Here is a 26,413-nt window from a genome sequence, read left to right on the forward strand (position 1 = left end):
GTTTATTTTCAATCTAAAGAATTGAGTTGTTTGATGTAAAATGAAGGGTTTAAACCCGTACTTAATTTGAAGTATCTGGCAAATGAATCTGCACTTTTATAACCTATCTCTTCGGCTATTGATTGCACAGAAAAGGAACGAAATCTACTATCATTCTTCAATCTTAATATGGCATAATTAATTCGTAAATCATTAATATAGGTGTTAAAATTTTTCTCGAAATGAGAGTTTATTACTTTAGAAAGGTAAGATGTATTGGTCTTGATCTTTTTAGCAACGTTATAAGAATTACAATCTTGTCTTAAAAAGTATTCTTGTTCTTTTAAAGATTGTAAGCCTGCCAATATAAGGTAAGTTGTTTCTTCATTTACCTCTGCTGAAATTTTTTCCTCAAGCACTTTGTCTTTAGTATCTATAATCTCGAACGTAGTCTTTTCTTCTTGATTAAATTTAGATAATAATACATTAAATTTTTCTGTATTCTTCTTTTTTTCTTTGATAAGATAAATAATAAAAGTTATCAAAAGTACAAGTAATCCCAACCCAATACTCATAAATAAGTAAAACGTATTCTTTTGAGTAGATTTTTCCTTTTCTAAGTTTGATACTTCCTGTGTATGAAAAGCAGAGGTAATGGTATCTTTACTTTTTTCTAAGGCCGTTTGGTTTAATATATATTTTTCAAAGTTTTCATTTGATTTTTCTAAATTACCCGACTGCTTATATATTTTTGCCAACAGTTTATAATCTTCGGTTAGGTGAATTTCTTTGGTTCGTTGCTTTTTTAAAATTAAACCTTGCTCGAGTTTGTCTATTGCTAGCTGATAATTTTTTAAATAAAAATAGCATTCTGCAAGTTCTAACGAATAGCTCGCCGGTCCCACAACAGAATCGTATTGAACTGCTAAACTATGTGCTTCTAACAAATAATTAAGAGCCTTCTGATATTCTTTTTTCTCTAAATACACTTCGCCCCTTTGTCCAACGAACAGTTGTTTAGAAGATATACTTAACGTATCTAATTTCTCTTTAAGCCCCTCATCTAAAATCCAAAGTGCAGAATCTAACTTAGCCAAGTTTAGATAAGAATTACTAATATTTATTGCTACGAACCCTCTATTGGCTATTTTTGTAGTATCACTAACGTCGTTTACCGTTTTTAAAGCCTCGTAAGATTCTTTATTTTTTTTAAGAGCGACTCTATAATTACCTATTGTTGCGTACAAATCGGCAATGATAGTAGGCATAATGGCCTTATAAAATTCTAAATTTTCTTTTTCGGCAATTGCCACACATTTATCATAAAGCTTCAGTGCTTTATTAAACTGACCTAGTGCCACATAATTTTGACCTAATTGGGCTAAAATTTCAATTTCAGTGTAATAATCAGCCGTTAGTCTTTTATACTTTTCTTCATTTACATCTATAAATGAAATTAGGGCTAATTCTCTTTCAAAAAATTCAATTGATTGTTTAAACTCCGAAATAAACTGACTATTTCTTCCAATAAAATGTAATGACTGTATGATTTTAACCGTATCACGACCCTTCTCCGCTAATAATAATTGTCGCTTTGCAAAATCAATGGAAAGTCTATTATCAGTAGGTTTGTATTTAGTGATAGAATCACTCAGTGCTTCATACTCTTTTAAATTGTCTTTAAGATCTTGAGCATAACTATCACTTATACTAAAGAAAATCAATGCTAATAATAAAAGTGCTATTTTGTAGAAATAATTCAAAAAATTGTTCGTCAGTTTAAATTAAAATTTGGCCTTTCTTTTTTCTAAAAATGCAGTGGTACCCTCTGTAAAATCATCAGTACCAAAACATTTACCAAATTGCTTTATCTCCTTTTCATAACCATTTTCACCATCTTTGAATCCGGCATTAACAGCTTTTATTGCAGAAGCTATAGCTAAAGGAGAATTCTGAATTATTTTAGAAGCTAGATTTTCCGCTAATGGTAAAAGTTCTTCTTGAGTCACAGTGTAGTTTACTAAACCCACTTTTAAAGCTTCATCGGCATTGATCATCCTCGCTGTCATAATCATTTCCATAGCTTTACCTTTACCTACCAATTGAGGCAAACGTTGTGTGCCACCATAACCAGGAATAACACCTAAACTCGTTTCAGGCAATCCCATTTTGGCATTATCTGAAGCTATTCTAAAATGACAAGCCATCGCTAACTCTAAACCTCCACCTAAAGCAAAACCATTAATTGCAGCGATTACAGGTATAGAAAGATTTTCAATAAAATCAAAAACTAACTTTTGACCTTGTTTAGCCAAAGCTGTCCCCTCTTTTACCTCAAAATCTGAAAATTCAGAAATATCTGCACCAGCAACAAAGGCTTTTTCTCCACTTCCTGTTAGTATAATAACCCGCGTCGTTTCATCTCCTTCAATTTCAACGAAAGCATTGTGTAATTCTGAGAGTGTCTCTCTATTTAAGGCATTAAGTTTACTTGGACGATTAATTGTAATCGTTGTAATGTTGTCATCCTGCTCAATTAGAATATTGTTGTAACTCATTAGTGTTTATTTTTTTGGAATGGTAATCGTAAAAACAGAACCAACTCCTAATTCAGATACAAAGGTAATATTTCCATCATAAGCCTCCACAATATTTTTTACCATAGCTAAGCCTAATCCCATTCCACTCGATTTTGTAGTAAATTTAGGTTCAAATATTTTATCTTTAAATTCCTCTTCAATTCCTACACCATTATCTGCAATGGTAATAACAATCTGATTGTTATCTTGTGCCACACGTACCTCAATTTTTGGATTTTCCTTATCTTCTATAGATTGAATGGCATTTTTTGTGAGGTTTGTGATAACTCGAATCAATTGTGTTTTGTCTAATTTGGCAATTAACTCTTTCTCCTCATTAAAATAATGAATATAGTCTTCATTAAAAATATCCAACGCCAATTTAACCACTTCTACAACATTCAAGTTTTCACTATTCTGCTTAGGCATCTCAGCAAAATTAGAAAATGCAGAAGCAATAGAACTCATTGTATCTATTTGTTGAATTAGTGATTTACTAAATTCGTTTATTTTCGATTTTATATTTGGATCGTTTGCATCAAAACGCTGCTCAAAGCTTTGAACGGTTAAACGCATTGGGGTTAGCGGATTTTTAATTTCATGTGCCACCTGTTTAGCCATTTCTCTCCAGGCCTGTTCTCGCTGACTTTTAGCTAATTTGGCCGCACTATTTTCTAATTCATCAACCATCTTGTTATACGCATTAACTAGGTTGTAAATTTCTAAACTTGCCGTGTCTAATAAAATTTTTTCATTACTTTTCCCTATGGCCGTCATCGCCATTTTATCACTTACTGTTTCTATAGATTGAGAAATATACTTGGATACAAAATATGCTATGGTGATAGCAATTAACAACATGAAAAAATAAACGTAAGATAATCTTCCTAAAAATTCAATGAGCTCATCATTTTGAAAAGTATTATCTTTTAAATAATGAATGTGCAAAATACCAATAGGCTTAAATTTACTATCATAAATGTAGGTGTAGGCAGATTTATATTTTATCCCACTCGGTGTCTGATCTTCAACCACGACTCTATGGTCTGAACTTTCAGCCAATCCGTTTAAAACGCGTTGAGAAATATCATAATTAGTATCGTCTTTTGCAAAACTCGATGAAGAACTGATTTGGAGTTTTCCTTTTAAATCAAAAATGAGAATATCAAGTTGGTTTATATCAGAAATATCATAGATTCTATCTTTATATTTAAAGATATTATATAAATTTTCTTCTGTAACTGGAAAAGTAGTATGTTTTTTTAACTCAATACCAATAGTGGTTTTTATAGTATTTTCTTTACGTTCTAGACGATCTTCGTGATAATCTTTTGTTTGTTCACGGTATTGATAAACCGCTACCAAAGCTATTAGAATAGAGGCTATAACCACCAACAGGATCATGGCTAAAAAGATGCGGGTACGTAAAGAGAATTTTTTTAGTTTCATTTAGTGTCAAGTTAATGTTGAAATGACTTATAAGGCAATCGTAGATTTTGTGGCAGGTCTAGGCAAGAAATCATTGAATAGCCGTAGCTATTGAATTATTTTTTAACAACGAGATGCCGCAAAAGACACCTTGGATTATACGTTTATTTTAGCTTAACTTGACACTAAGTGTAAAGATAGCAAATATCATACCTAAAAAATATAAAACAGTATAACTAAATATTCTATGGAGATTTCGAAGAAATTCTTAAATCTTAATAAATTTTGAAATGCTTCCTTTATTTACTTTCAGATAATACACCCCAGGTTTAAGACTCTCTGTTTTAATTTTAATTTGATTGTTTTCAGCAGGCATTGAAGAGTTTTCGTACACTACTTGACCTAAATTATTAAAAACATGAACGGTATTAACGGCATCTTTAGACGCATTTAATGACCCTACAATAAGTACATCTTTAACTGGGTTTGGAAATATTCTTACGGCCTTTTTTTCAAGACTAGTAACCTTAGTTGCGTTATGTATTTGCAATTCCGTTTTTTCTACAACAGTTATTGCTGGTGTACCAACAGTATCGATTACCTTTATATAAGATTTGGAATTATTGCCAATAAATTCGTTAGAATTAGTAGCTGCAAAAAGTAAACTAGGTACAAAAAGTAGCATACCTATCAAAAATTTTAAGCCCATCCTTTTTTATTAATTTAGAGTTATGTAATCAATTTTGGGTTTTGCAAATATATAAAAAAAATTAATCAACTGATATGCAAATCATTATGCCTTTAATATATTACTAACAAATTTATCAACACTATTTATACCAAAACTTGTCAAGTGTTTAATAAATGCCGAACCGATAATTGCCCCTTTTGCATACTCGGTAGCTTGCGTAAATGAGGTGTTATCAGAAATACCAAAACCAATAATTTGCGGATTGTCTAAGTTCATTTTTTCTATACGTTGGAAGTAGTTTGTCTGTTCTTCTCCAAAACCAGATTGACTACCGGTAACACTAGCACTACTTACCATATAGATAAAACCATTAGATATTGAATCAATAAAACGAATGCGTTCATCTGAAGTTTGAGGTGTAATTAAAAATACATTTATCAATCCGTACTTTTGAAATGTAGCTCTATATTGATCGTTATAAACATCTACAGGAAGGTCAGGAATTATTAATCCGTCAATACCAATTTCTGAGCACTTTTTACAAAATTCTTCTACGCCAAATTGTAAAATAGGGTTAAAATAACCCATAATAATCAATGGTATTTGTACCGATTCTCTTATGTTTTTTAATTGCCCAAACAAAACTTCACTTGTCATACCGTTCTGTAACGCTTTTGTAGAACTTGCTTGTATTGTCGGTCCGTCTGCCAAAGGGTCACTAAATGGCAAGCCAATTTCTATCATATCAACTCCTGACTTTTCAAGATTTTGAATGATAGTAACCGTGTCATTTAAATTTGGATAACCAGCTGTAAAATATATTGAAAGTAAACGTTTACTTTTCTCGAGTTTTTGGTTTATTCTATTCATCTTTAAGTAGCGTATTAAGACCTCACAAGTTTTTAAACACCTTTAAGGTCTAATCTCAAATTTTTATAATTTAAAATAGTTTATATAAGTATCCAAATCTTTATCACCACGACCCGATAAGTTGACTACGACAATATCGTCTTCCTTGAACTTTTTCTTGTCGAAAATAGCCAAGGCGTGTGAACTTTCAATGGCTGGAATTATACCTTCTAATTTACTTAATTCTAATCCCGATTTCATCGCTTCATCATCAGTAATTGACATAAATTCTGCTCGACCTGTTTTACATAAATGTGCGTGCATTGGTCCAACCCCTGGATAATCTAATCCCGCAGAAATAGAATATGGCTCCGTAATTTGACCATCTTTCGTCTGCATTAATAATGTTTTACAGCCATGTATAATTCCTTCTTTTCCCAATATAGAAGTTGCTGCACTTTCTCCTGAATCAACTCCTAATCCTGCCGCTTCTACAGCTATTATTTTTACACTTTCTTCATGTAAAAAGTGATAATACGTTCCTGCTGCATTACTACCGCCACCAATACATGCCACAACATAATCAGGATTTTCTCTACCTTCATGCTCTTTTAATTGCCATTTTATTTCTTCTGAAATTATAGACTGAAACCGTGTAACCATGTCTGGATATGGATGCGGACCAATAGCTGAACCGATAATATAATGTGTATTTACTGGATTATTAATCCAATCGCGAATGGCTTCATTAGTAGCATCTTTTAAGGTTCTACTGCCTGATAAAGCAGGAATTACAGTTGCCCCTAACATTTTCATTCTGGCCACATTCGGTGCTTGACGAGCAATATCTATTTCACCCATATACACAATACATTCCAAACCCATTAATGCACAGACCGTTGCCGTTGCCACACCATGTTGACCCGCTCCTGTTTCAGCAATAATTCTACTTTTCCCTAAACGTTTAGCCATTAAAATCTGACCAATCGTATTGTTTATTTTGTGAGCACCCGTATGGTTTAAATCTTCACGTTTTAGATATATCTTAGTGTTATATTTTTCAGACAATCGTTTGGCCAAATAAAGTGGAGACGGACGACCAACATAGTCTTTTAACAATTGCTGAAATTCCTTTTGAAAATCAGGTTCTGCCATAACCTTCAAGTAATTCTGGCGTAATTCTTCTACATTTGGATAAAGCATTTCAGGAATGTATGCTCCTCCAAACTCTCCATAGTATCCTTTTTCGTTGACGTTATAATTCATTTTTTATAATTTAGTAAGTGAAAAATCACTCGAACACAAGATCTCCTTATTTAAAAATGACCTTTTTTAAATTCTTTTAACTTTTCTATATCTTTTAATGCTGGCTCTATTTCAAACCGACTATTAATATCTAAAACTTCACAGTATTGCGAGGCTTTACTTTTAAAGAAAATATCTAATTTATCTTTTGATTCTAATCCAATACCTCCACTTAAGAAATAGGGTTTTGTTGATGGATAATTTTCTAGAACATTCCAGTTAAAAGTGTAACCATTGCCTCCTGGATTTTTTCCTTTTGTATCAAACAGAAAATAATCACAAACCGTTTCATAGGGCTTTAAAACCTTAAAATCAAATTCATCTTTAATTGAAAAAACTTTGATAATATCGGGATGTGATCCCGAAATACCCCGAGGCTTCGGGGCAAGTGAATGCCTTAATTTGATACAAAATTCAGGGGTTTCTTCACCATGTAATTGCACAGCTTGCAAACCATACGTGTTCACTTTATCAATAACCTCTTCTAAACTAGCATTTACAAAGACACCAACTTTTTTAATTAATTTTGAAATCTCTGGCATATTACCTACAAAATTTCGTGGTGATTTTTCATAAAATATGAATCCCATATAATCAGGTTGCAACTGAGCAACGCCAATTACATTATCATGATATTTCATTCCACAAACCTTGAGTTTCATAATTTGTTCGTTTTCGTCACCCTGAACTGGTTTCAGCATGACGATTTAATCTGAATTTAGTTTAAGAATAAATTCCTTGGCACTTTTACCTGCATTATCCGTTTTCATAAAGTTTTCACCAATTAAAAAACCTTTATAACCATAGGGTTGTAATTCTTTAATTGCTTCAACACTACTAATACCACTTTCAGACACTTTTACAAAGTCATTAGGTATTTTTGCTGCTAAATCCTTACTATTATCTAAACTAACTTCAAAAGTTTTTAAATTTCTATTATTTACACCCAACATATCTAAACTGGGCATGATAGACTTCTGCAGCTCTTCTTCATTATGAACTTCTAACAATACTTCCAATCCCAATTTTTTAGCAAATTCAGAAAAGTGTTTTATTTCCTTTTGTGACAAAACTGCAGCAATAAGCAATATAACATCGGCACCGTATGATTTTGCCTCTAACAACTGATATTCATCAACAATAAATTCTTTACGCAACAAAGGCAAATTACAATTTGCTCTAGCAGTTAATAAATCATCTAATGATCCTCCAAAATATTTACCATCCGTTAAAACTGACATTCCACATACACCCGCCTCTTCATAACCTTTGGCAACATCAAAAACATTTAAACTGGTATTAATAATTGATTTAGAAGGTGACCTTCTCTTATGTTCCGCGATAATTCCGCTGCTACTATTTTTTAACCTGTTCGCTAAAGAAATCGTTTTACGTTCAAATAAAACCGATTTTTCCAATTGCGTTATTGGTGACACACTTTTTCGAAGTCGAACCTCTATATATTTATCTGCAATTATTCTATCTAGTATTGTCATATTTTTAATTATTACTACTGATTGCCTGCAGTTTCTTTAATGCTTCTAGACCTTTTCCTCCTAAAAGTGATTCCTTTGCTATATCAAACCCCTCTTTCGGTTGTAAATTTTTTACCGTGGCTATTGCCATTCCTGCATTTGCACAAACTACATTATTTTGTGCAATTGTACCTTTTCCGCTTATCACTTCCATAAAAATTTTAGCAGAGTCTTCTACTGTATTTCCACCAAAAATTTCCTCTTGGGTTATTTGTGGCACTCCGAAATCTTCCGGACTTAACATCGTTTCTGTATGATTTGTAATCGCTTTTGTATCTCCTGTCAAAGATATTTCATCATAACCATCTAAAGCATGTAAAATAGTAAAGTTTTTATCTGTGTTTTGATATAAATAACTATACATTCTTGCTAATTCCAAATTAAAAACGCCCACCAATTGATTTTTAGGAAAGGCTGGGTTTACCATAGGGCCCAACATATTAAAAAAGGTTTTTACACCTAATGCCTTACGAATTGGAGCTACATTTTTCATGGCAGGATGAAACAAAGGAGCATGCAATACACAAATACCCGTTTCTTCTAAACTCTTTTGTAGAAAACCTTCATCATTACTAAATTTTATGCCTAAAAATTCCATTACATTACTAGAACCTGATACGGAAGAAACACCATAATTACCATGCTTGGTAACATGAATTCCCGCTCCTGCAGCAACAAAAGATGATAATGTTGAAATATTAAAAGTGTTTTTACCGTCACCACCTGTACCACATAAGTCGATCGTGTTATAATCAGAAAAATCAACTGCTAAACATAAATCTAACAATGCATCACGGAAGCCTTCAAGCTCTTCAACCGTTATACTCCTCATCATATATACCGTTAAAAAAGAGGCAATCTGACTTGGATTATATTCACCTTTTGAAATATTTACCAATACATTTTTAGCCTCCTCTTTCGAGATAGTTTCATGATTGATTAATCTATTTAATATTTGTTTCATTTGATCGCTATTAATGATAAGACTTTAGACAGACTAGCTTTTTAACCAGTTTTCTAATATTTTTTTTCCATTTGGAGTTAACACAGATTCAGGGTGATATTGAACACCTTTTACATCATACTTTTTGTGTCGTAATGACATTATTTGACCGTTTTCGTCAAATGAAGTAGCTTCCAAATCGTCAGGTAAAATGGTATCAACTACCCAAGAATGATATCGACCAACTTCAAAATTTTTCTCCAAACCGTTAAACATAGACTCATCATCTACGGCAAGCGTTATACTTGTTGCCACGCCATGATAAACTTCATCTAAGTTGATAATTTTACCTCCAAAAACCTCAGCAATCGCTTGCTGACCTAAGCAAACTCCTAAAATGCTTTTTGTAGAAGCATATTGTCGAATTATTTCTTTTAACAGTCCTGCTTCATCAGGAATACCTGGTCCTGGAGACAATACGATTTTATCATAGGCTTCAACCTCATCTAAAGCTAATTGGTCATTACGTTTTACCGTGACTTCACAACCTAAATCTTCTAAATAATGTACCAAATTGTAGGTAAAACTATCGTAATTATCTATAACTAATATTTTTTTCATTCCTATCCCTAACCCTTTCCAAAAGAAAGGGGAATTTTTGTTAATTTATTCTAATTTTAGTGGATAAACACCCCTATAGTCCCCTCGAGGGGACTATTTTTATATTTACACGCGTTCTGCCAATTCAATGGCATGTGTTAATGCTCCTAATTTGTTATATACCTCTTGTAATTCATTTTCAGGATCTGATTTTGAAACCAATCCCGCTCCAGCTTGCCAATGTAATTCGTGATTTTTACTTAAAAAAGTACGAATCATAATAGCATGATTAAAATTACCTTCAAAATCCATAAAGCCAATGGCTCCACCATAAAAAGCTCTACTCGTTTTTTCATATTGCTCAATCAATTGCATCGCTCTATGTTTTGGTGCACCACTAAGTGTACCGGCAGGGAAAGTATCAGCAACCACTTGCATAGTAGAGGTGTCCTCATGTTTTTGTCCAGTTACCTTACTCACTAAATGTATTACATGAGAGAAAAACTGAACCTCTCTATACGTTTCAACTTTTACTTGACTACCATGTCTACTTAAATCATTTCTTGCCAAATCGACCAACATCACATGCTCCGCATTTTCTTTTTCGTCTATCGATAATTCTTTAGCTAAAACAGCATCTTGTTCATCATTACCAGAACGTTTAAAAGTCCCTGCAATAGGATGTATCTCTGCTAACCCATCCTTAACAACCAACTGTGCCTCTGGTGAACTTCCAAATATTTTAAAATCACCATAATCAAAATAGAAAAGATAAGGAGATGGATTGATACTTCGTAAGGTTCTATATACATTAAATTCATCACCTTTAAAAGCTTGTTTAAACTTTTTAGACAACACTAACTGAAACACGTCGCCTCTTGCACAATGCTTTTTAGCAATTTCTACATGATCTTTATATTCATCATCTGTTAGGTTAGAACTTATCTCTCCATCTTTAGTGAACTTATACGTAGTAAAATTCTGAGCTTTCACTAACTGATGTAAATCTTCAATATTGCTTTTTTTATCATAATCATGAGCAAAAATATAGGCATGATTCTTAAAGTGATTTATCGCAATAATATTTTGATAAACTGCATAATACATATCTGGAATTTCAATAGAATTTTCCTTTTTTGAAATTTCAATATCTTCAAAATAGCGTACGGCATCATAACTAGTATACCCGAAGATTCCATTGTGGATGAATTTGAAATTTTCATCTTTTTGAACATCAAAACGTTGTGAAAATTTATGGATTTCAGCAGGCACATCAGTGTCACTGGTAATATCCATCACTTCACTACTGCCATCGGGAAACGTTTGAAATATCTTTTCATTTACAACTTTAATCGTTGCAATTGGGTTAAAACAGATATATGAAAAGCTATTATCATTACCATGATAATCACTACTTTCTAATAAAATGCTGTTCGGAAAACGGTCGCGAATTTTTAAATACACACTTACAGGTGTAATCGTATCTGCAATTATTTTCTTCGAAGTTGTGTCTAATTTAAATTTCATGTGTTCATTTTTAATCGAATTTTAATAGTCATCTCGAAGCCTCGGGACTGTTTGCCATTAATAATTCCTTTAAGTGATAAAACTTTTAACATGCTCGTTTCATTTACTTGATATAATAAAAAAAGCTTGTCGTGAATGACAAGCCTTGTTATTTTTAATTTAAATATACAATAGGTTAGTTCACGAATTTGTGTTTCGAGAATTCCACCACCAAGTATGATTTAAAATTGTGTTCATAATTATATTGTTGATACAAATGTAATAAAAAAAATTATAATTCAAAATTGCAATTACTTAAATCTCAATTTAAAATAAATCAATAGCAAGGACAATATGGCTGTAATACTATTGGTAACCATCATTGCGATACTGTTTACATAAATTCCATAAATTAGCCATAGAATGATGCCTACAAAAAACACGAGATACATGGTTAATGAAAGACTATCTGCCGATTTACTTTTGTAAGTTTTATACACCTGAGGCACAAAAGATGCAGTTGTTAAACCACCTGCCAAGAGTCCTAAAATTTCTATTGATGCAATCATTACCCTACAATATTTACAATTTTTCCAGGAACAATAATCACTTTTTTAGGGGTTCTTCCTGCTAATTGTGCTTGTGTTCTTTCATGTGCCATCACCGCTGCTTCAATTTCATCTTTAGTTAAATCTAAAGACAAGTCCATCGTAAAACGCATTTTACCATTAAATGAAATAGGATAGGTTTTACTACTTTCTACCAAATAGCTACCCTCAAATTTTGGAAAAGGAGCTGTTGAAATAGACGTATTATGACCCAATTTACTCCATAACTCTTCTGCAATATGAGGAGCGTATGGTGAAATTAAAACGATTAGCGATTCTAATATTTCTTTACTTGTACATTTTTCAGCGGTCAATTCATTTACGGCAATCATAAACGTAGAAACGGAAGTGTTAAAAGAAAAGTTCTCAATGTCTTCTTCTACTTTTTTAATGGTTTTGTGTAACGTTTTGAATGCTTCTGCTGATGGCTCCACATCTGAAACAAAAAATGCTCCATCTTCACCTGTATGATATAATTTCCATAACTTCTTTAAAAAACCATGCACACCTGTAATACCTGCCGTATTCCATGGCTTTGCCTGTTCTAACGGACCTAAAAACATTTCATACAGACGTAAACTGTCTGCTCCGTATTGCTGACAAATAGCATCGGGATTTACAACATTGTACTTGGATTTAGACATTTTTTCGACTTCGCGAGAAACTTTAAAAGTTCCATCATTCATGTAAAATTTACTTTTAGTTATATCAGAAAATAATACGTGTTTTTTAGCCCTATCGACATCCAAAGCATTTGAAGAATTAACAAGTGAAATATCTACATGAAATGGCCAATAAGACAATGCTGTAACAGAACAATTATCTATATCATCAATATATTCCTGAAGACGACTATTCTTTTTAGATAGTTTTTTCCCTCTGTAAAAATTCTTGAAATCTTTTTCAATTTCACTTTGAATTTTCTCATTATGAAACCTTTTACCTCCATTGTGGCCAAAGACATCATTTTGCTCTATTAAATCTATAGATATAAAATAAGAGGTATCGGTTTTTAAACTTAATACGGTTGGTTTATTATCTTTCAAATGCACAATAACGGGTTCAATTCCGTGAGCAAACGCACTTGTCCCCAAAATCATTCCTTGGTTAATCAGTTTCTTAGCAAATTCATCTTGAGGCACTAAGCCTTTATCAAACTTAAATTTTTGCCAAAAACGACTGTATAATAAATGGCCTGTAGCATGTTCGCTACCTCCAATATATAAATCGACATCTTGCCAATAATTGATAGCTTCTTGCGAGAAGATTTCACCCTCATTATTAGGGTCCATATAACGGTTAAAGTACTGTGAACTTCCTGCCCAACCTGGCATCGTGTTTAACTCTAATGGAAATATAGTAGTATTATTTATTTTATCATTAGCAACAACTTTGTTGCTCGTAACATCCCAAGCCCAAACCTCAGCATTACCTAATGGTGGTTTGCCATCTTCTGTAGGTAAGTATTTTTCTACTTCGGGCAATTTTATGGGTAAATGTTTAGCATCTATCATTTGAGGCTGCCCATTTACATAATACACAGGAAAAGGCTCTCCCCAATAACGTTGGCGGCTAAAAACCGCATCACGCATTCTATAATTTATCTTTTTAGATCCTAATCCCAGTTTTTCTATTTCGTAAACGATGGTTTTCATTGCCTTTTTATAAGGCAACCCATTTAAGAAATCAGAATTAGCAATTACCGTTTTGTCTTTATCGGCATATGCTTCTTCAGAAATATCCACACCTTCAAAAATATTAGGAATATCGATATTAAAATGCTTGGCAAAATCGTAATCCCGTTGATCGCCACAAGGCACAGACATAACCGCACCTGTACCATAACCCGCCAACACATAATCGCCGATCCAAATCGGAATGGGTTCTTTGGTAAAAGGATGCTCAGCATAGGCACCTGTAAAAGCACCTGAAATGGTTTTTACATCTGCCATTCTATCCAATTCACTACGTTTTGCTGTCGCTTTTATATACGCCTCAACTTCTGCTTTTTGAGCATCAGTAGTTATTTTAGTCACCAATTCATGTTCTGGTGCCAAGGTCATAAAACTTACTCCAAAAATAGTATCTGGCCGCGTTGTAAAAACGTCAATTCCCAATTTTTTATCATCACTAGTTCCTTCACCTTGGGGGAAGGTTAGGATGGGGAAAGAAACCATTGCCCCTTCAGATCTACCAATCCAATTGATTTGCGAATCTTTAAGCGGTTGTGGCCAGTCAATTTTATTTAAACCATCCAACAAACGTTGAGCATACGCAGAAATACGCATACTCCATTGTTTCATTTTTTTTCGTTCTACTGGATGTCCACCACGCTCTGAAACGCCATTTACAATCTCGTCATTTGCTAAAACAGTACCTAATGCGGGGCACCAGTTTACTTCCGTTTCAGACAAAAATGTTAAACGGTATTGTAAGAGTATTTTTTGTTGTGCTTCGCTCGAAAAGATCTTCCATTGTTCCGCAGTAAATGGCTCAATATCATCATCTGACTCTGCATTAACTGTTGCGTTTCCTTCCTTCTCAAATACAGAAATTAGGCTAGAAATATCTTCTGCCTTATCTGAATCTTTATTATACCACGAGTTGAATAATTGAATAAAAATCCACTGTGTCCATTTATAATAATTAGGGTCAGAAGTACGCACTTCTCGAGACCAATCGAAAGAAAAACCTATTTTATCAAGCTGCTTTCTATATCCTTTTATAATATTATCTCTATAATTTTCGTCTTTTACAGATGTCTGCTTTCCCTTTTCAATAAGTGCGGTATCCTTTATACTTCCATCGTCATTTAAATACTTAGATAATATATCACCATCTTCATTTAAACAACCGTCAATATTAATTTCTGTAGTATTTTTTGGATGCTGTCCTGTTTGGATTGCATATTGCTCAGCGGGTAGTCCAAAACTATCATAACCTTGCGGATGCATTACATTAAAACCTTTATGCCTTTTATACCTTGCATAAATATCAGATGCAATATACCCCAATGGATGCCCAACATGTAAACCTGCACCACTAGGATACGGAAACATATCTAACACATAAAATTTAGGCTTCTCAGCACCTTCCTCACCCGGGTTAGCGGCCTTAAAAGTGTTGTTATCTGCCCAGTACTTTTGCCATTTGGCCTCAATTTCATTAAAATGGTAACTCATTCATTTATTTTTTTCGAGTGGCAAAGTTACGGTTAAAGTCGCAAAGGGAAAAAAAAATGAACAGCTCCTTATTTTTTGTATCTTTAAAACCTAAAACTTCCCTAACCATGAAACTTTTATACACTTTCATTCTTTCTATTTTCTTCCTTGCAAGCTGTAAAAATCAAGAAAAAGCCGATTTAATAATTTTTAATGCGAATATTTACACCGTAAATGATTCTTCTCCAAAAGCAGAAGCCATTGCTATAAAAGATGGCAAATTTATTGCTGTCGGTACTACCACGGAGTTAATGACAAAATACGAAGCAGTAAACAATATTGATGCTGAAGGTAAAACGCTACTTCCAGGATTAATAGATGCCCATTGTCATTTTTTTGGGTTGGGACTGTCGGAGCAATCTGTAAAGTTAGAAGGGACAAAAAGTTTTGATGAAGTAGTACAACGCATTGTCGATTTTCAAAAAGAGAAAAATGTAAACTATATTTCAGGTCGCGGTTGGGATCAAAATGATTGGGAAGTGAAAGACTTTCCGACAAAAGAAAAATTGGATGAATTATTTCCTGATACCCCTGTAGCCATTATTAGAATTGACGGTCATGCATTATTGGCCAATCAAGCTGCAATAGACTTAGCCAATGTAACTACCGAAACTCCTTTTTCCGGTGGAGACATTCTTCAAAAGGATGGGAATTTAACAGGTATTTTTATAGACAACCCAATGGATTTAATTTATGCTAAATTTCCTGAAACTACCTTAAATGAATCTATTCAAGCATTAAAAGATGCCGAGAAAATTTGTTTGGCTAACGGACTAACAACCGTGAATGATGCAGGATTATCAAGAGAAGCGATTGAATTGATTGACAGTTTACAAAAAGCCGGAGAATTGAAAATTCGTGTGTATGCAATGGCATCTGCATATCCCGAAAATTTAGACTATTACCTAAAAAGAGGAATTTATAAAACCGATCGTTTAAATGTGCGTTCGTTTAAAGTTTATGGAGATGGTGCTTTGGGTTCACGAGGTGCTGCTATGAGAGACCCATATAATGATAAACCCGGACATTTTGGAGCTTTAGTTAACACTCCTGAAAATTTAAAAGAAATAGCCAAGCGTATTGCTGATTCTGATTTTCAAATGAATACCCACGCCATTGGCGATTCTGCCAACCATTATTTATTAGAAACCTATAAAGAAGTATTGAAAGACAAAAAAGATAGACGTTGGAAAATTGAACATGCTCAGATTATTTCACCTGAGGATTTTAATTCGTTTAAAAATATTATTCCATCCATTCAACCAACACATGCTACTTCTGACATGTATTGGGCAAAAGACAGAATTGGTGCCGAACGCATAAAAGGAGCTTATGCCTATAAAGATTTATTAAATCAGTATGGTAAAGTGGTATTGGGAACTGATTTCCCTGTGGAAAAAGTAAGTCCGATGTTAACCTTTTACGCAGCTGTAGCAAGAAAAGATTTAAATAACTTTCCTGAAAATGGTTTTCAAATGGAAAATGCCTTATCAAGAGAAGAAACCCTAAAAGGTATGACCATCTGGGCTGCCTATTCCAATTTTGAAGAAAATGAAAAAGGCAGTATTGAGGTGGGTAAAATGGCCGATTTTATAATTCTAGACCAGAATATTATGGAAATTCCTATTGAGAATGTCCCTAAAACAAAAGTAGTTCATAATTATATAAACGGCGAAATCTTAAATTAACTTCTAATTAGAAACGAGTACAGGCTCTTTTTCAAATTTTAGCGGAACGTTAACTCTAACGTTATCCCAGCCTAAAATCATTTGAGTAGCCTTATTTTTCTCCTTAAAAGATATTGTAAATGAATCAAGAATTTCCCCTTTTTTTACAGGAACAATAATTTCAGCTACGTTAAAAAACGGATTGTACTGAAAGGATCCCCAAACATCCGTTTGAGAATTTAAAATAACTTGCCATTCTTTTTCATGCGGTATAGTTACAAGTACATAAGTCCCTGCTTTTACTTCACAATCGCCAAAATGGACATCATTATAAAATTTAACTTCGGTTGCTTCATTAGCACCAGTACGCCATAATTTATCAAATGGAACAAGGTTACCAAAAACTTCTTCATCGTTTTTTTGAGGCCTACCATAAAGTACTTTAGCCAATGGTGGAGTTACCTTGCTTACGCGACAGTATGATATATCATGAGGTATATCATCTGCAGGCACAAAACCCTGAGCTCTGGCTTCAGAAATAAAAAAAAGTAATAAAAAGAGGGAGATTACAGTTGAAATGTAATGTTTTACCATGCAATATTATAGTTTAGTTGAGTTCACAACGCAATTTTTAGCCTTTTAGTATTTATTATTGATAACTAAATTGATAATTATTATTTTAAAATTGTTACAATTTATCACTAATATCGTTATATTTGTTTTAATATGTAACCATATTAGCGTTTTTTGTTTACGTAATGAAATAAAAAATGAACTTTTGCATTATTAAATTATAAAATTGAAATTATGTGTGGAATTGTATGTGCTTTTGATCTAAAGCAAACATCTGAAGATTTAAGACCTCAATTATTAGAAATGTCTCAAAAGATTCGTCATCGTGGACCGGACTGGAGTGGTATTTATTGTGATGATAAAGCTATTTTAGCTCATGAGCGTTTGGCTATTGTTGACCCAGCTTCTGGAAAACAACCGCTATTCAGTGAAGACAATAAGTTGATCTTGGCTGCTAATGGAGAAATATATAATCATAGAGAACTTCGTAAGCAATTTGAAGGAACGTATAACTTCCAAACAGAATCAGACTGTGAAGTTATTTTAGCTCTTTACCAAAAGAAAGGTGTTGATTTTCTTGATGAAATGAACGGAATTTTTGGCTTTGCAATTTATGATGTTGAAAAAGATGAATATTTTATTGCTCGTGACCATATGGGGATTATACCCCTTTATATTGGATGGGACGAAAACGGAACTTTTTATGTGGCTTCTGAATTAAAAGCACTAGAAGGGGTTTGTACTAAAATTCAATTGTTCCCTCCAGGGCATTATATGTCTAGTAAAGACGGAGCGTTTGTACAATGGTACAAAAGAGATTGGACAGAATACGACGCTGTAAAAGAAAACGAAACTTCTATAAAAGAAATTAAAGATGCGTTAGAAGCTGCTGTACACAGACAGTTAATGAGTGATGTACCTTATGGTGTTTTACTTTCTGGGGGATTAGATTCTTCTGTGACTTCAGCAATTGCTCAGAAATATGCTGAAAAACGTATCGAATCTGGAGATACTCAAAAAGCATGGTGGCCGCAATTACACTCTTTTTCTGTGGGATTAGATGGCTCTCCAGATTTAGCTGCGGCTCAATTAGTAGCAGATCATATAGGAACGGTACACCACGAAATAAAATTTACAATTCAAGAAGGATTAGATGCCATTCGCGATGTTATATACAAGCTAGAAACTTATGATATTACAACGATTAGAGCTTCTACACCAATGTATTTAATGGCGAGAGTTATCAAATCTATGGGTATAAAAATGGTATTATCTGGTGAAGGTGCTGATGAGCTTTTTGGTGGGTATTTATACTTTCACAAAGCACCAAATGCAAAAGAATTTCACGAAGAAACTGTACGTAAGTTGAGTAAATTACATATGTACGATTGTTTACGTGCTAACAAAAGTTTAGCCGCTTGGGGTATTGAAGGCCGTGTTCCATTTTTAGACAAAGAATTTATGGATGTTGCTATGCGAATTAACCCGCAAGATAAAATGATCAATGGCGAGCGTATGGAAAAATGGGTAGTTAGAAAAGCTTTTGAAGATATGCTACCACATAGTGTTGCTTGGAGACAAAAAGAGCAATTTAGTGACGGTGTAGGTTATAGCTGGATAGACACACTAAAAGAAGTTGTAAATGCAGAAGTAAGTGATGAACAATTGGCTAATGCTAAATATAAATTCCCAATTCAAACACCAACAAGTAAAGAGGAATTCTATTACCGTTCTATTTTTGCAGAACATTACCCTAGTGATGCTGCTGCTCTATGTGTACCACAAGAAGCCTCTGTTGCTTGTAGCACTCAGATTGCATTAGAATGGGATGAAAGTTTCAAAAACATGAACGACCCTTCAGGTAGAGCGGTTGCAAATGTACATGATGATGCCTATTCAAAATAGCATTTCATAATTGAGATTTCTCAATTAAAAATAAAATTTTAATAAAAAACTCTGCTTTCGGCAGAGTTTTTGTATTTTACTTATCTTTGAAACAACAAAACTAAAACGAATGAAAAAACACTACTCCCTTATCATTGTACTTGTTACCATGGTTCTAACACCTTTTAACATGTCTGCTCAAGACAAATTAAAAGGCAATAAAATTGTAACTTCAGAAAATAGATATATTGATGCGTTTTCTAAAATTGAAACCAATGACAAAATAGAAGTTATTATTACGCAAGGTATGGAACAATCCGTTACTGTTGAGGCTGATGAAAACCTACATGTAGCAGTTTATACGGAGGTTAGGGACAGTACATTAATTATTGATCTCACCAAACGTATAACAAGAAAAAAAGAGCTGAAAGTATATATTACAATAGATCAATATATTGATGAAATTATCACCAAAGATAAATCTGAAATAACCTCTTCTGGTACATTGAAATTTGATCATTTAACAATTAACGCAGAAGATGATTCTAAATTGATATTAGATTTTCAAGCTGCCAACCTCATTCTAAATAACAACAAAAGTGCCAATGCAAAATTGACTGTAAATGCCGATGAGGTTTTTATAAACGCTGATAATTCAGGCAAATCTAAACTTACACTTTCATGTGACCATGCCGAAGTTACAATTCAAGGATCTTCTACTACTGAAGTTACCGGAAGCTGTTCAGAATTATATGTAAATGCTGAAAATAGAAGTAATTTTAAAGGAGGTGATTTTGAAAGTAACGAGGCCATTGTTGAGTCTTCTGATAGTGCAGACGTTCAAGTTAGTGCAAAAAAAGATCTTATTATTTCAGCCATTGACGATTCAGAAATTTATATATTTAACAATCCTCAAATAACGATTGAAAAATTTTCTGACAAAGCTGTTTTAAGAAAAAAATAAGAAAACATATCATAGGTGTTTGCATAAATAATTCCATTTTTGCAAATACCGATTCAATAACTCTAAATTTTGAACTGATGAAACGAGCATGTAATGAGTATTTTCGCTTAAGGGGGCTTTTAATAGCGAACCGCATGTGTCAGTTAAAAAAAATAAATATAAACACATGAAAATATTAATAGTAGAAGATGAAGTTGAATTATTAGATTCAATGGCTAGTTATCTTAAAAATGAAGATTTTATTTGCGAAAAAGCGACTTCTTTTTTTGATGCTGAAGATAAAATTGTAAGCTTTAAATATGACATTGTCATACTAGATATTACACTACCTGACGGCAGTGGTATTGACTTATTGAAATTAGTAAAAGAGCAAAATTCTAAAACAGGAGTTTTGATTGTATCGGCAAAAAACTCATTAGATGACAAACTAAAAGGTTTAGATCTTGGTGCTGACGATTATATAACTAAACCTTTCCATTTAGCAGAATTAAACTCAAGGGTTAATTCGTTAATTAGACGTAGAAATTTTGATGGCGATGAGTTTATTGAATTTAACGAAATAAGAGTAGATCCAAGCTCTAAAGAAGTAACAGTGCATGGTAAACCTATAGAGCTAACCAAAAAGGAATATAATTTACTATTGTATTTTATAACTAATAAAAATAAAGTACTAACTAAAGAGTCTATTGCAGAGCATCTTTGGGGTGATGATATTGAAATGGCAGATAGCTATGATTTCATCTATACCCATATGGGTAATTTAAGAAAGAAAATAAATAAATTAGGTGGTAATAATTACCTACAAACCATGTATGGTCTTGGCTATAAATTTACAGATACTTTAAAGTAAATTTTTATTAAACTAATACCTTTTTCTTTACGTATAAAAATAACATTCCAATAGCATGAAATTAATAGAAAGTACTAGTAGAACCTATTTATGGCTATCTATTGTTATATTTTTAATTTCTGCAGGTATGCTTATTGTTGTTTTAACTGTTGTGATGAACAATAGATTGGATGAGCAATTACGATACAGTAAAGATGTTATTGCCAAAAGAATAAAATACGATTACCCACTAACTTTATTTGATGAACCAAAGGAATTGAATGAGGCGGAGCAATTCAAATTCCCGAACGATACTATTATATATAAGGATACTTTAATTCTCAGAAACATTGAAGGAGAAGGTGTTAATGAGTTTGAAAAATACAGACAATTAACAGCTTACGAAACACTTCATAGCATTAGGTACAAAATTGTGGCAAGAAATTCCTTGGTTAGAAACCAAGATTTTATTTGGGTAATTGTGGTTTCCTCATTTATAATTATCATCCTATTATTAATTGGACTGTGGATTTTAAACACTTATATATCTAAAAAGTTATGGCATCCGTTTTACACCAATATTAATAGGCTTAAAAATTTCTCCGTTCAAGATCAAGAACCAATTAAATTGGAAAAATCAAACATCGAAGAATTTCAAGAATTAAACGAATCTATACGTAACTTAACACAGAAATTACAATCTGATTTTAGTAATCTAAAAGAGTTTTCAGAAAACGCGTCACATGAAATGCAAACACCGTTGGCAATAATGCAATCTAAAATTGAATTATTATTGCAATCAGACAACATTAACCAAGAGCAATCTGAACAATTACAATCTATTTATCAAGCGGGGAAACGATTGTCTAAATTAAACAAGACCTTATTATTATTGGCAAAAGTTGAAAATCAACAATTTAGTACAAAAGAAGAAGTTTCATTCAAAGATTTAATCGAAAAACAATTAGAAAATTATGAGGATTTTATTCTTAATAAAAACATAACAGTTCGTAAAGAATTATCCGATCATATAATTTCTACAAACATCATATTGGCAGATACACTCGTTTCAAATTTATTAAGCAACTCCATTAAACATAATATTAATAATGGTACCATCTCCATTGTTTTTTCTGAAAATCAATTAATTTTTTCTAATACTGGTGAGCAATTAAGAGGTGATCCCGAAAATTTATTTAATAGATTTAAAAAACAGAGCACTAGAAAAGACTCGCTAGGTTTAGGTTTAGCAATTATTAAGCAAATTTGCGATGTTAATCAATGGCAACTAAATTATTCTTGCAAGGACAAACTGCATACACTCAGTGTTAGCTTCACTAACACAACAACCATTAAGAATGATTAGCATAGACTCTCAATACTCTTAAACGTTTTTATCGAAATTTCTATTTAGTCGGACAAATCACAATTAATTGTTAAAGAAAAATTCTTTTCTAAATCTTAAGAATATCTTTAGAATCTGCACATACATTTGACCCAACAAAAACAAACAAAACTAAATATTAATTATTTTAAAAAACACAAAATTATGAGAAAATTAAGTTTCCTAGCAGCAGTTGCAGTAATGAGTTTAGTAAGTACTACAACTTTTGCACAAGAAGAAGAAGTTATTGAAGTAGTAGAAGTTGTTGAAGCAGCACAAGAAGAAAGTGTTGAAATTCAAGTAAGCGAATTACCAGAAGCTGTAACAACTACGATAGCTGCTGATTTTGCTGATTATACTGCTGACAAAGCTTTTAAAGTTTTAAAAGATGAAAAAGAAACTTATTCAGTAATTTTATCTCAAGAAGGTGAAACTACTATCAAAGTTCTTTTTGATTCAGAAGGTAAAGTAATTGAGCAAGAAGACGCTCAACTTTAAAAATATTAAAAAAAGCAAATTGGGTTGATTGCTTTTAATTGAACAGCTTAACACTACTTTTTTGTTAAGCTGTTTTTTATTGAAAATAATTTGAATTATTTTACAAAACACGTTCAACTTGAACGTGTTTTTTATTTTAAATATATCACAAAAAAAAACACACAGACTAAACAATTTTGGGTAATTAAAGGGTGTTGAAAGTATAATTATCCTATCTAAATTTATAGTAATTATTAATAAATTGTTAAAATATAAAAACACTTACCAGCTTAAGAATATCTTTAGATTTTGCCCATATATTTGAAGTAACAAAACAAATAAAACGTAACTATTTATTAATTTAGAAAACACAAAATCATGAGAAAATTAAGTTTCCTAGCAGCATTTGCAGTAATGAGTTTAGTAAGCACTACAACTTTTGCACAAGAAGTTGAAGAAACAGTTATTGAAGCTGTAGCTCAACAAGAAGACAAAGTTGAAATTCAAGTAAGCGAATTACCAGAAACAGTAACAGCTACTTTAGCAGCTGACTTCGCTGATTATTCAGCTGACAAAGCTTTTAAAACAATGCAAGATGAAAAAGAAGTTTATTGGGTAGCATTATCAAAAGAAGATGCAAACATTAAAGTTCTTTTTGATGCTGAAGGTAAAGTAGTTGAGCAAAAAGACGGAGATCTTTAAAAATATTAAAAAAAGCAAATTGGGTTGATTGCTTTTAATTGAACAGCTTAGCATCACTAAACGCTAAGCTGTTTTTATTACAACATATATTTGAATTAATTTTAAAACACGTTCTAATTTTAGAGCGTGTTTTTTTTTATTATTCGAGATTCTAAATTTAAATTAGTTTTCGCTCTAGCTTACTATTTCTATTAATAAAATGTTAAACTTTCAAACCATCAATAACCTTAAGAATATCTTTAGATTCACACCCTATATTTGGTCTTATAAAATTGAAAAAACATGGAAAACGAAAAAGAATTATTTTACGTAACCTTAGCCAATAAAAGTGCAAAAGTCAAATTCATTTTTAACGCCAAAGGAAAATTATTAAAAAAAGAAGATGTAAAAGCCTTATTAACAACAAGTTTAGTTGGCTCTTTCTAATTTCTTTCACAAACTTTAGAAAGTCTTTAGATTCTCTTATTACATTTGAAGTAACAAAAAACACTAAATTAAAAACGGAGCAAATTGGGTTGATTGCTTTTAATTGAAACAGCTTAATATATTACTACACATTAAGCTGTTTCTTTTTCTTTAAAAATCCATTATGCCAAACAATAAAACACTCTAAATTTAAATACCTCTCTTTTGAAGAGAATTTGTTAATAACTTACGTTATTTAACGACCTTGAAAACACGCTCAACCGAGCGTGTTTTCTTATATTTGTATGTTTTTGAAAATACCTAAACAAGAGACTTAAAAATATGAGCGAAGAAGCAAAGAAACATAGTTATTCAGCAGATAGCATTCAGGCCTTAGAAGGGATGGAGCACGTTAGAAAACGTCCATCAATGTATATTGGTGATGTTGGCGTTAGAGGATTGCATCATTTGGTTTATGAGGTGGTTGATAACTCTATTGATGAAGCTATGGCTGGGCATTGTGATGCCATAAGCATAATAATAAATGAAGACAATTCGGTTACTGTAAAAGATAATGGTAGGGGTATTCCGGTTGACATGCATAAAAAAGAAGGCGTTTCTGCTCTTGAAGTAGTAATGACCAAAATTGGAGCTGGTGGTAAATTTGATAAAGATTCTTACAAAGTTTCTGGTGGTTTACACGGTGTTGGTGTTTCTGTTGTAAATGCACTTTCTTCGCATTTAAAAGCAACGGTTTATCGTGATGGTAAAGTTTACGAACAAGAATATGAAAGAGGTAAAGCTTCTTATCCTGTAAAAGCTGTTGGTGAAACAACCGAAAGAGGAACATTAGTTACCTTTATGGCGGATGATACCATTTTTCAATCTGAAATCGATTTTAATTACGAAACTTTATCGACCAGATTAAGAGAACTATCTTTCTTAAATAAAAAGATTAAACTTTCTATTACTGATAAAAGAAATAAAGATGAAAAAGGAGAGTTTATCCACGAAGATTTTTACAGTGAAATAGGTTTACCAGAATTTATTAGATATTTAGATGGAAATAGAGAGCAGTTAACTTCTGACGTTATTTCTATGGAAGGTGAAAAAGGTGGTATTCCTGTTGAAGTTGCAATGGTTTACAACACTTCATATACAGAAAATTTACATTCTTACGTAAATAATATTAATACGCACGAAGGAGGTACACATTTATCTGGTTTTAGAAGAGGATTAACAAACACCTTAAAAAAGTATGCAGAATCTTCTGGTATGCTTGATAAATTAAAATTTGAAATTGCTGGTGATGACTTCCGTGAAGGATTGACAGCAATTATTTCAGTAAAAGTTCAAGAACCTCAATTTGAGGGACAAACCAAAACCAAATTAGGGAACAGAGATGTAACTTCTGCAGTTAGTCAGGCCGTTTCTGAAATGCTAACGGATTATTTAGAAGAAAACCCTAATGATGCTAAAATTATCGTTCAAAAGGTGATTTTAGCAGCTCAAGCACGACACGCAGCTAAAAAGGCTCGTGAAATGGTACAACGTAAAACGGTTATGTCTGGAGGAGGATTACCAGGTAAGTTATCCGATTGTGCTTGGACAGACCCAGAAAAGTGTGAGTTGTTTTTAGTCGAGGGAGATTCGGCAGGTGGAACAGCTAAACAAGGAAGAGATCGTAATTTTCAAGCAATCTTACCTTTACGTGGTAAAATTTTGAATGTTGAAAAAGCCATGCAACATAAGGTTTTTGAAAACGAAGAAATCAGAAATATGTACACCGCTTTAGGTGTAACTATTGGAACCGAAGAAGATAGTAAAGCATTAAACTTAGACAAGTTAAGATATCATAAAATAGTTATTATGTGTGACGCGGATGTGGATGGTAGCCACATTGCAACATTAATTTTAACTTTCTTTTTCAGATATATGAGAGAGTTAATTGAAGAAGGTTACATATTTATTGCAGCCCCACCATTATATTTGGTTAAAAAAGGTGCTAAAAAAGAATATGCATGGTCTGATAAAGAACGTGATGATATCGTTAAAAAGTTTGATGGTGGAACTATTCAACGTTATAAAGGTTTAGGGGAAATGAATGCTGTTCAATTATGGGACACAACTATGAACCCATCATTTAGAACAATGCGAAGAGTAACTATAGATAACGGTGGCGAAGCCGATAGAGTATTCTCTATGCTTATGGGTGATGAAGTACCGCCTCGTAGAGAATTTATTGAAAAAAACGCTGTATACGCGAATATTGACATATAATTAA

General features: G+C 32.6%; 23 protein-coding genes. 9 read left to right on the forward strand and 14 right to left on the reverse strand.

All coding sequences use genetic code 11. The features are described from left to right. Positions 1–8: 8 nt before the first annotated feature. From D3P13_RS03330 to D3P13_RS03390, 13 genes are all read right to left on the reverse strand, one after another. Positions 9–1,742 (reverse strand): AraC family transcriptional regulator, encoded by a 1,734-nt coding sequence (locus D3P13_RS03330; RefSeq protein WP_117879862.1) that lies wholly within the window; start codon positions 1,740–1,742, stop codon positions 9–11. 21 nt (positions 1,743–1,763) lie between these two features. Beyond that, positions 1,764–2,537 (reverse strand): enoyl-CoA hydratase/isomerase family protein, encoded by a 774-nt coding sequence (locus tag D3P13_RS03335; protein WP_117879863.1) that lies wholly within the window; start codon positions 2,535–2,537, stop codon positions 1,764–1,766. Between the two features lie 6 nt (positions 2,538–2,543). Beyond that, entirely contained in the window at positions 2,544–4,007 is a 1,464-nt protein-coding gene (locus D3P13_RS03340; RefSeq protein ID WP_232829122.1) for a sensor histidine kinase, read from the reverse strand. A 247-nt stretch (positions 4,008–4,254) separates the two neighbouring features. Continuing rightward, positions 4,255–4,671 carry a T9SS type A sorting domain-containing protein gene (locus D3P13_RS03345; protein ID WP_157972819.1) on the reverse strand — a complete coding sequence of 139 codons (417 nt, stop codon included), beginning with the start codon at positions 4,669–4,671 and terminating at the stop codon, positions 4,255–4,257. Positions 4,672–4,779: 108 nt separating this feature from the next. Continuing rightward, positions 4,780–5,547: a tryptophan synthase subunit alpha gene (gene trpA, locus D3P13_RS03350; RefSeq protein ID WP_117879866.1), complete on the reverse strand. Its 768-nt coding sequence runs from the start codon at positions 5,545–5,547 to the stop codon at positions 4,780–4,782. A 63-nt stretch (positions 5,548–5,610) separates the two neighbouring features. Further along, a complete protein-coding gene (trpB, locus tag D3P13_RS03355; RefSeq protein ID WP_117879867.1) occupies positions 5,611–6,792 on the reverse strand; it encodes a tryptophan synthase subunit beta in 1,182 nt (393 codons plus the stop codon). 50 nt (positions 6,793–6,842) lie between these two features. Next, positions 6,843–7,493 (reverse strand): phosphoribosylanthranilate isomerase, encoded by a 651-nt coding sequence (locus D3P13_RS03360; RefSeq protein WP_117880250.1) that lies wholly within the window; start codon positions 7,491–7,493, stop codon positions 6,843–6,845. Between the two features lie 45 nt (positions 7,494–7,538). Further along, a complete protein-coding gene (gene trpC / locus D3P13_RS03365; RefSeq protein ID WP_117879868.1) occupies positions 7,539–8,327 on the reverse strand; it encodes an indole-3-glycerol phosphate synthase TrpC in 789 nt (262 codons plus the stop codon). A gap of 4 nt (positions 8,328–8,331) precedes the next feature. Beyond that, positions 8,332–9,330, reverse strand: coding sequence for an anthranilate phosphoribosyltransferase (trpD, locus tag D3P13_RS03370; protein WP_117879869.1), 999 nt, complete (start codon positions 9,328–9,330; stop codon positions 8,332–8,334). 33 nt (positions 9,331–9,363) lie between these two features. Continuing rightward, positions 9,364–9,930, reverse strand: a complete 567-nt coding sequence (locus tag D3P13_RS03375; protein WP_117879870.1) for an anthranilate synthase component II — start codon at positions 9,928–9,930, stop codon at positions 9,364–9,366. Between the two features lie 105 nt (positions 9,931–10,035). Further along, positions 10,036–11,436 (reverse strand): anthranilate synthase component I family protein, encoded by a 1,401-nt coding sequence (locus D3P13_RS03380; RefSeq protein WP_117879871.1) that lies wholly within the window; start codon positions 11,434–11,436, stop codon positions 10,036–10,038. 290 nt (positions 11,437–11,726) lie between these two features. Next, the gene (locus D3P13_RS03385) at positions 11,727–11,984 is read right to left on the reverse strand and encodes a SemiSWEET family sugar transporter (RefSeq protein ID WP_117879872.1); all 258 of its coding nucleotides are present in this window, start codon (positions 11,982–11,984) and stop codon (positions 11,727–11,729) included. Next, positions 11,984–15,205: a leucine--tRNA ligase gene (locus D3P13_RS03390; RefSeq protein WP_232829123.1), complete on the reverse strand. Its 3,222-nt coding sequence runs from the start codon at positions 15,203–15,205 to the stop codon at positions 11,984–11,986. The genes D3P13_RS03385 and D3P13_RS03390 overlap by 1 nt, the downstream gene beginning before the upstream one ends. Positions 15,206–15,312: 107 nt before the next feature. On the opposite strand from D3P13_RS03390, the gene D3P13_RS03395 reads away from it, so the two are divergent. Beyond that, positions 15,313–16,932, forward strand: a complete 1,620-nt coding sequence (locus D3P13_RS03395) for an amidohydrolase (protein ID WP_198679948.1) — start codon at positions 15,313–15,315, stop codon at positions 16,930–16,932. A 3-nt stretch (positions 16,933–16,935) separates the two neighbouring features. On the opposite strand, the gene D3P13_RS03400 is transcribed toward D3P13_RS03395, so the two are convergent. Further along, on the reverse strand, positions 16,936–17,505 hold the full coding sequence (locus tag D3P13_RS03400; protein ID WP_117879874.1) for a DUF2911 domain-containing protein: 570 nt from the start codon (positions 17,503–17,505) through the stop codon (positions 16,936–16,938). 213 nt (positions 17,506–17,718) lie between these two features. On the opposite strand from D3P13_RS03400, the gene asnB reads away from it, so the two are divergent. The 8 genes from asnB (at position 17,719) to gyrB (ending at position 26,409) form a co-directional block, all read left to right on the forward strand. Continuing rightward, on the forward strand, positions 17,719–19,389 hold the full coding sequence (gene asnB / locus D3P13_RS03405) for an asparagine synthase B (RefSeq protein WP_117879875.1): 1,671 nt from the start codon (positions 17,719–17,721) through the stop codon (positions 19,387–19,389). Positions 19,390–19,498: 109 nt separating this feature from the next. Beyond that, positions 19,499–20,332 (forward strand): GIN domain-containing protein, encoded by an 834-nt coding sequence (locus D3P13_RS03410; RefSeq protein ID WP_117879876.1) that lies wholly within the window; start codon positions 19,499–19,501, stop codon positions 20,330–20,332. Between the two features lie 166 nt (positions 20,333–20,498). Further along, positions 20,499–21,182 carry a response regulator transcription factor gene (locus tag D3P13_RS03415; protein WP_117879877.1) on the forward strand — a complete coding sequence of 228 codons (684 nt, stop codon included), beginning with the start codon at positions 20,499–20,501 and terminating at the stop codon, positions 21,180–21,182. A gap of 55 nt (positions 21,183–21,237) precedes the next feature. Beyond that, positions 21,238–22,527 carry a sensor histidine kinase gene (locus D3P13_RS03420; RefSeq protein ID WP_117879878.1) on the forward strand — a complete coding sequence of 430 codons (1,290 nt, stop codon included), beginning with the start codon at positions 21,238–21,240 and terminating at the stop codon, positions 22,525–22,527. 183 nt (positions 22,528–22,710) lie between these two features. After that, the gene (locus D3P13_RS03425; protein WP_117879879.1) at positions 22,711–23,043 is read left to right on the forward strand and encodes a hypothetical protein; all 333 of its coding nucleotides are present in this window, start codon (positions 22,711–22,713) and stop codon (positions 23,041–23,043) included. A 357-nt stretch (positions 23,044–23,400) separates the two neighbouring features. Beyond that, positions 23,401–23,724: a hypothetical protein gene (locus D3P13_RS03430; RefSeq protein ID WP_117879880.1), complete on the forward strand. Its 324-nt coding sequence runs from the start codon at positions 23,401–23,403 to the stop codon at positions 23,722–23,724. 282 nt (positions 23,725–24,006) lie between these two features. Continuing rightward, positions 24,007–24,150: a hypothetical protein gene (locus D3P13_RS21860; protein WP_157972820.1), complete on the forward strand. Its 144-nt coding sequence runs from the start codon at positions 24,007–24,009 to the stop codon at positions 24,148–24,150. A 321-nt stretch (positions 24,151–24,471) separates the two neighbouring features. Next, complete coding sequence (gene gyrB, locus D3P13_RS03435; RefSeq protein ID WP_117879881.1) at positions 24,472–26,409, forward strand: DNA topoisomerase (ATP-hydrolyzing) subunit B; 1,938 nt, start codon at positions 24,472–24,474, stop codon at positions 26,407–26,409. Positions 26,410–26,413 lie beyond the last annotated feature (4 nt).

Origin of the sequence: Aureibaculum luteum, assembly GCF_003449015.1 — a bacterium.
Lineage (GTDB): Bacteria > Bacteroidota > Bacteroidia > Flavobacteriales > Flavobacteriaceae > Aureibaculum > Aureibaculum luteum.

Bases quoted from the DNA above. Each gene is read 5' to 3' on its own strand.
- D3P13_RS03335 (WP_117879863.1), bottom strand. From the start codon at position 2,537: ATGAGTTACAACAATATTCTAATTGAGCAGGATGACAACATTACAACG.
- D3P13_RS03340 (WP_232829122.1), bottom strand. From the start codon at position 4,007: ATGAAACTAAAAAAATTCTCTTTACGTACCCGCATCTTTTTAGCCATG.
- D3P13_RS03345 (WP_157972819.1), bottom strand. From the start codon at position 4,671: ATGCTACTTTTTGTACCTAGTTTACTTTTTGCAGCTACTAATTCTAAC.
- trpA (WP_117879866.1), bottom strand. From the start codon at position 5,547: ATGAATAGAATAAACCAAAAACTCGAGAAAAGTAAACGTTTACTTTCA.
- trpB (WP_117879867.1), bottom strand. From the start codon at position 6,792: ATGAATTATAACGTCAACGAAAAAGGATACTATGGAGAGTTTGGAGGA.
- D3P13_RS03360 (WP_117880250.1), bottom strand. From the start codon at position 7,493: ATGAAACTCAAGGTTTGTGGAATGAAATATCATGATAATGTAATTGGC.
- trpC (WP_117879868.1), bottom strand. From the start codon at position 8,327: ATGACAATACTAGATAGAATAATTGCAGATAAATATATAGAGGTTCGA.
- trpD (WP_117879869.1), bottom strand. From the start codon at position 9,330: ATGAAACAAATATTAAATAGATTAATCAATCATGAAACTATCTCGAAA.
- D3P13_RS03375 (WP_117879870.1), bottom strand. From the start codon at position 9,930: ATGAAAAAAATATTAGTTATAGATAATTACGATAGTTTTACCTACAAT.
- D3P13_RS03380 (WP_117879871.1), bottom strand. From the start codon at position 11,436: ATGAAATTTAAATTAGACACAACTTCGAAGAAAATAATTGCAGATACG.
- D3P13_RS03385 (WP_117879872.1), bottom strand. From the start codon at position 11,984: ATGATTGCATCAATAGAAATTTTAGGACTCTTGGCAGGTGGTTTAACA.
- D3P13_RS03390 (WP_232829123.1), bottom strand. From the start codon at position 15,205: ATGAGTTACCATTTTAATGAAATTGAGGCCAAATGGCAAAAGTACTGG.
- D3P13_RS03395 (WP_198679948.1), top strand. From the start codon at position 15,313: ATGAAACTTTTATACACTTTCATTCTTTCTATTTTCTTCCTTGCAAGC.
- D3P13_RS03400 (WP_117879874.1), bottom strand. From the start codon at position 17,505: ATGGTAAAACATTACATTTCAACTGTAATCTCCCTCTTTTTATTACTT.
- asnB (WP_117879875.1), top strand. From the start codon at position 17,719: ATGTGTGGAATTGTATGTGCTTTTGATCTAAAGCAAACATCTGAAGAT.
- D3P13_RS03410 (WP_117879876.1), top strand. From the start codon at position 19,499: ATGAAAAAACACTACTCCCTTATCATTGTACTTGTTACCATGGTTCTA.
- D3P13_RS03415 (WP_117879877.1), top strand. From the start codon at position 20,499: ATGAAAATATTAATAGTAGAAGATGAAGTTGAATTATTAGATTCAATG.
- D3P13_RS03420 (WP_117879878.1), top strand. From the start codon at position 21,238: ATGAAATTAATAGAAAGTACTAGTAGAACCTATTTATGGCTATCTATT.
- D3P13_RS03425 (WP_117879879.1), top strand. From the start codon at position 22,711: ATGAGAAAATTAAGTTTCCTAGCAGCAGTTGCAGTAATGAGTTTAGTA.
- D3P13_RS03430 (WP_117879880.1), top strand. From the start codon at position 23,401: ATGAGAAAATTAAGTTTCCTAGCAGCATTTGCAGTAATGAGTTTAGTA.
- D3P13_RS21860 (WP_157972820.1), top strand. From the start codon at position 24,007: ATGGAAAACGAAAAAGAATTATTTTACGTAACCTTAGCCAATAAAAGT.
- gyrB (WP_117879881.1), top strand. From the start codon at position 24,472: ATGAGCGAAGAAGCAAAGAAACATAGTTATTCAGCAGATAGCATTCAG.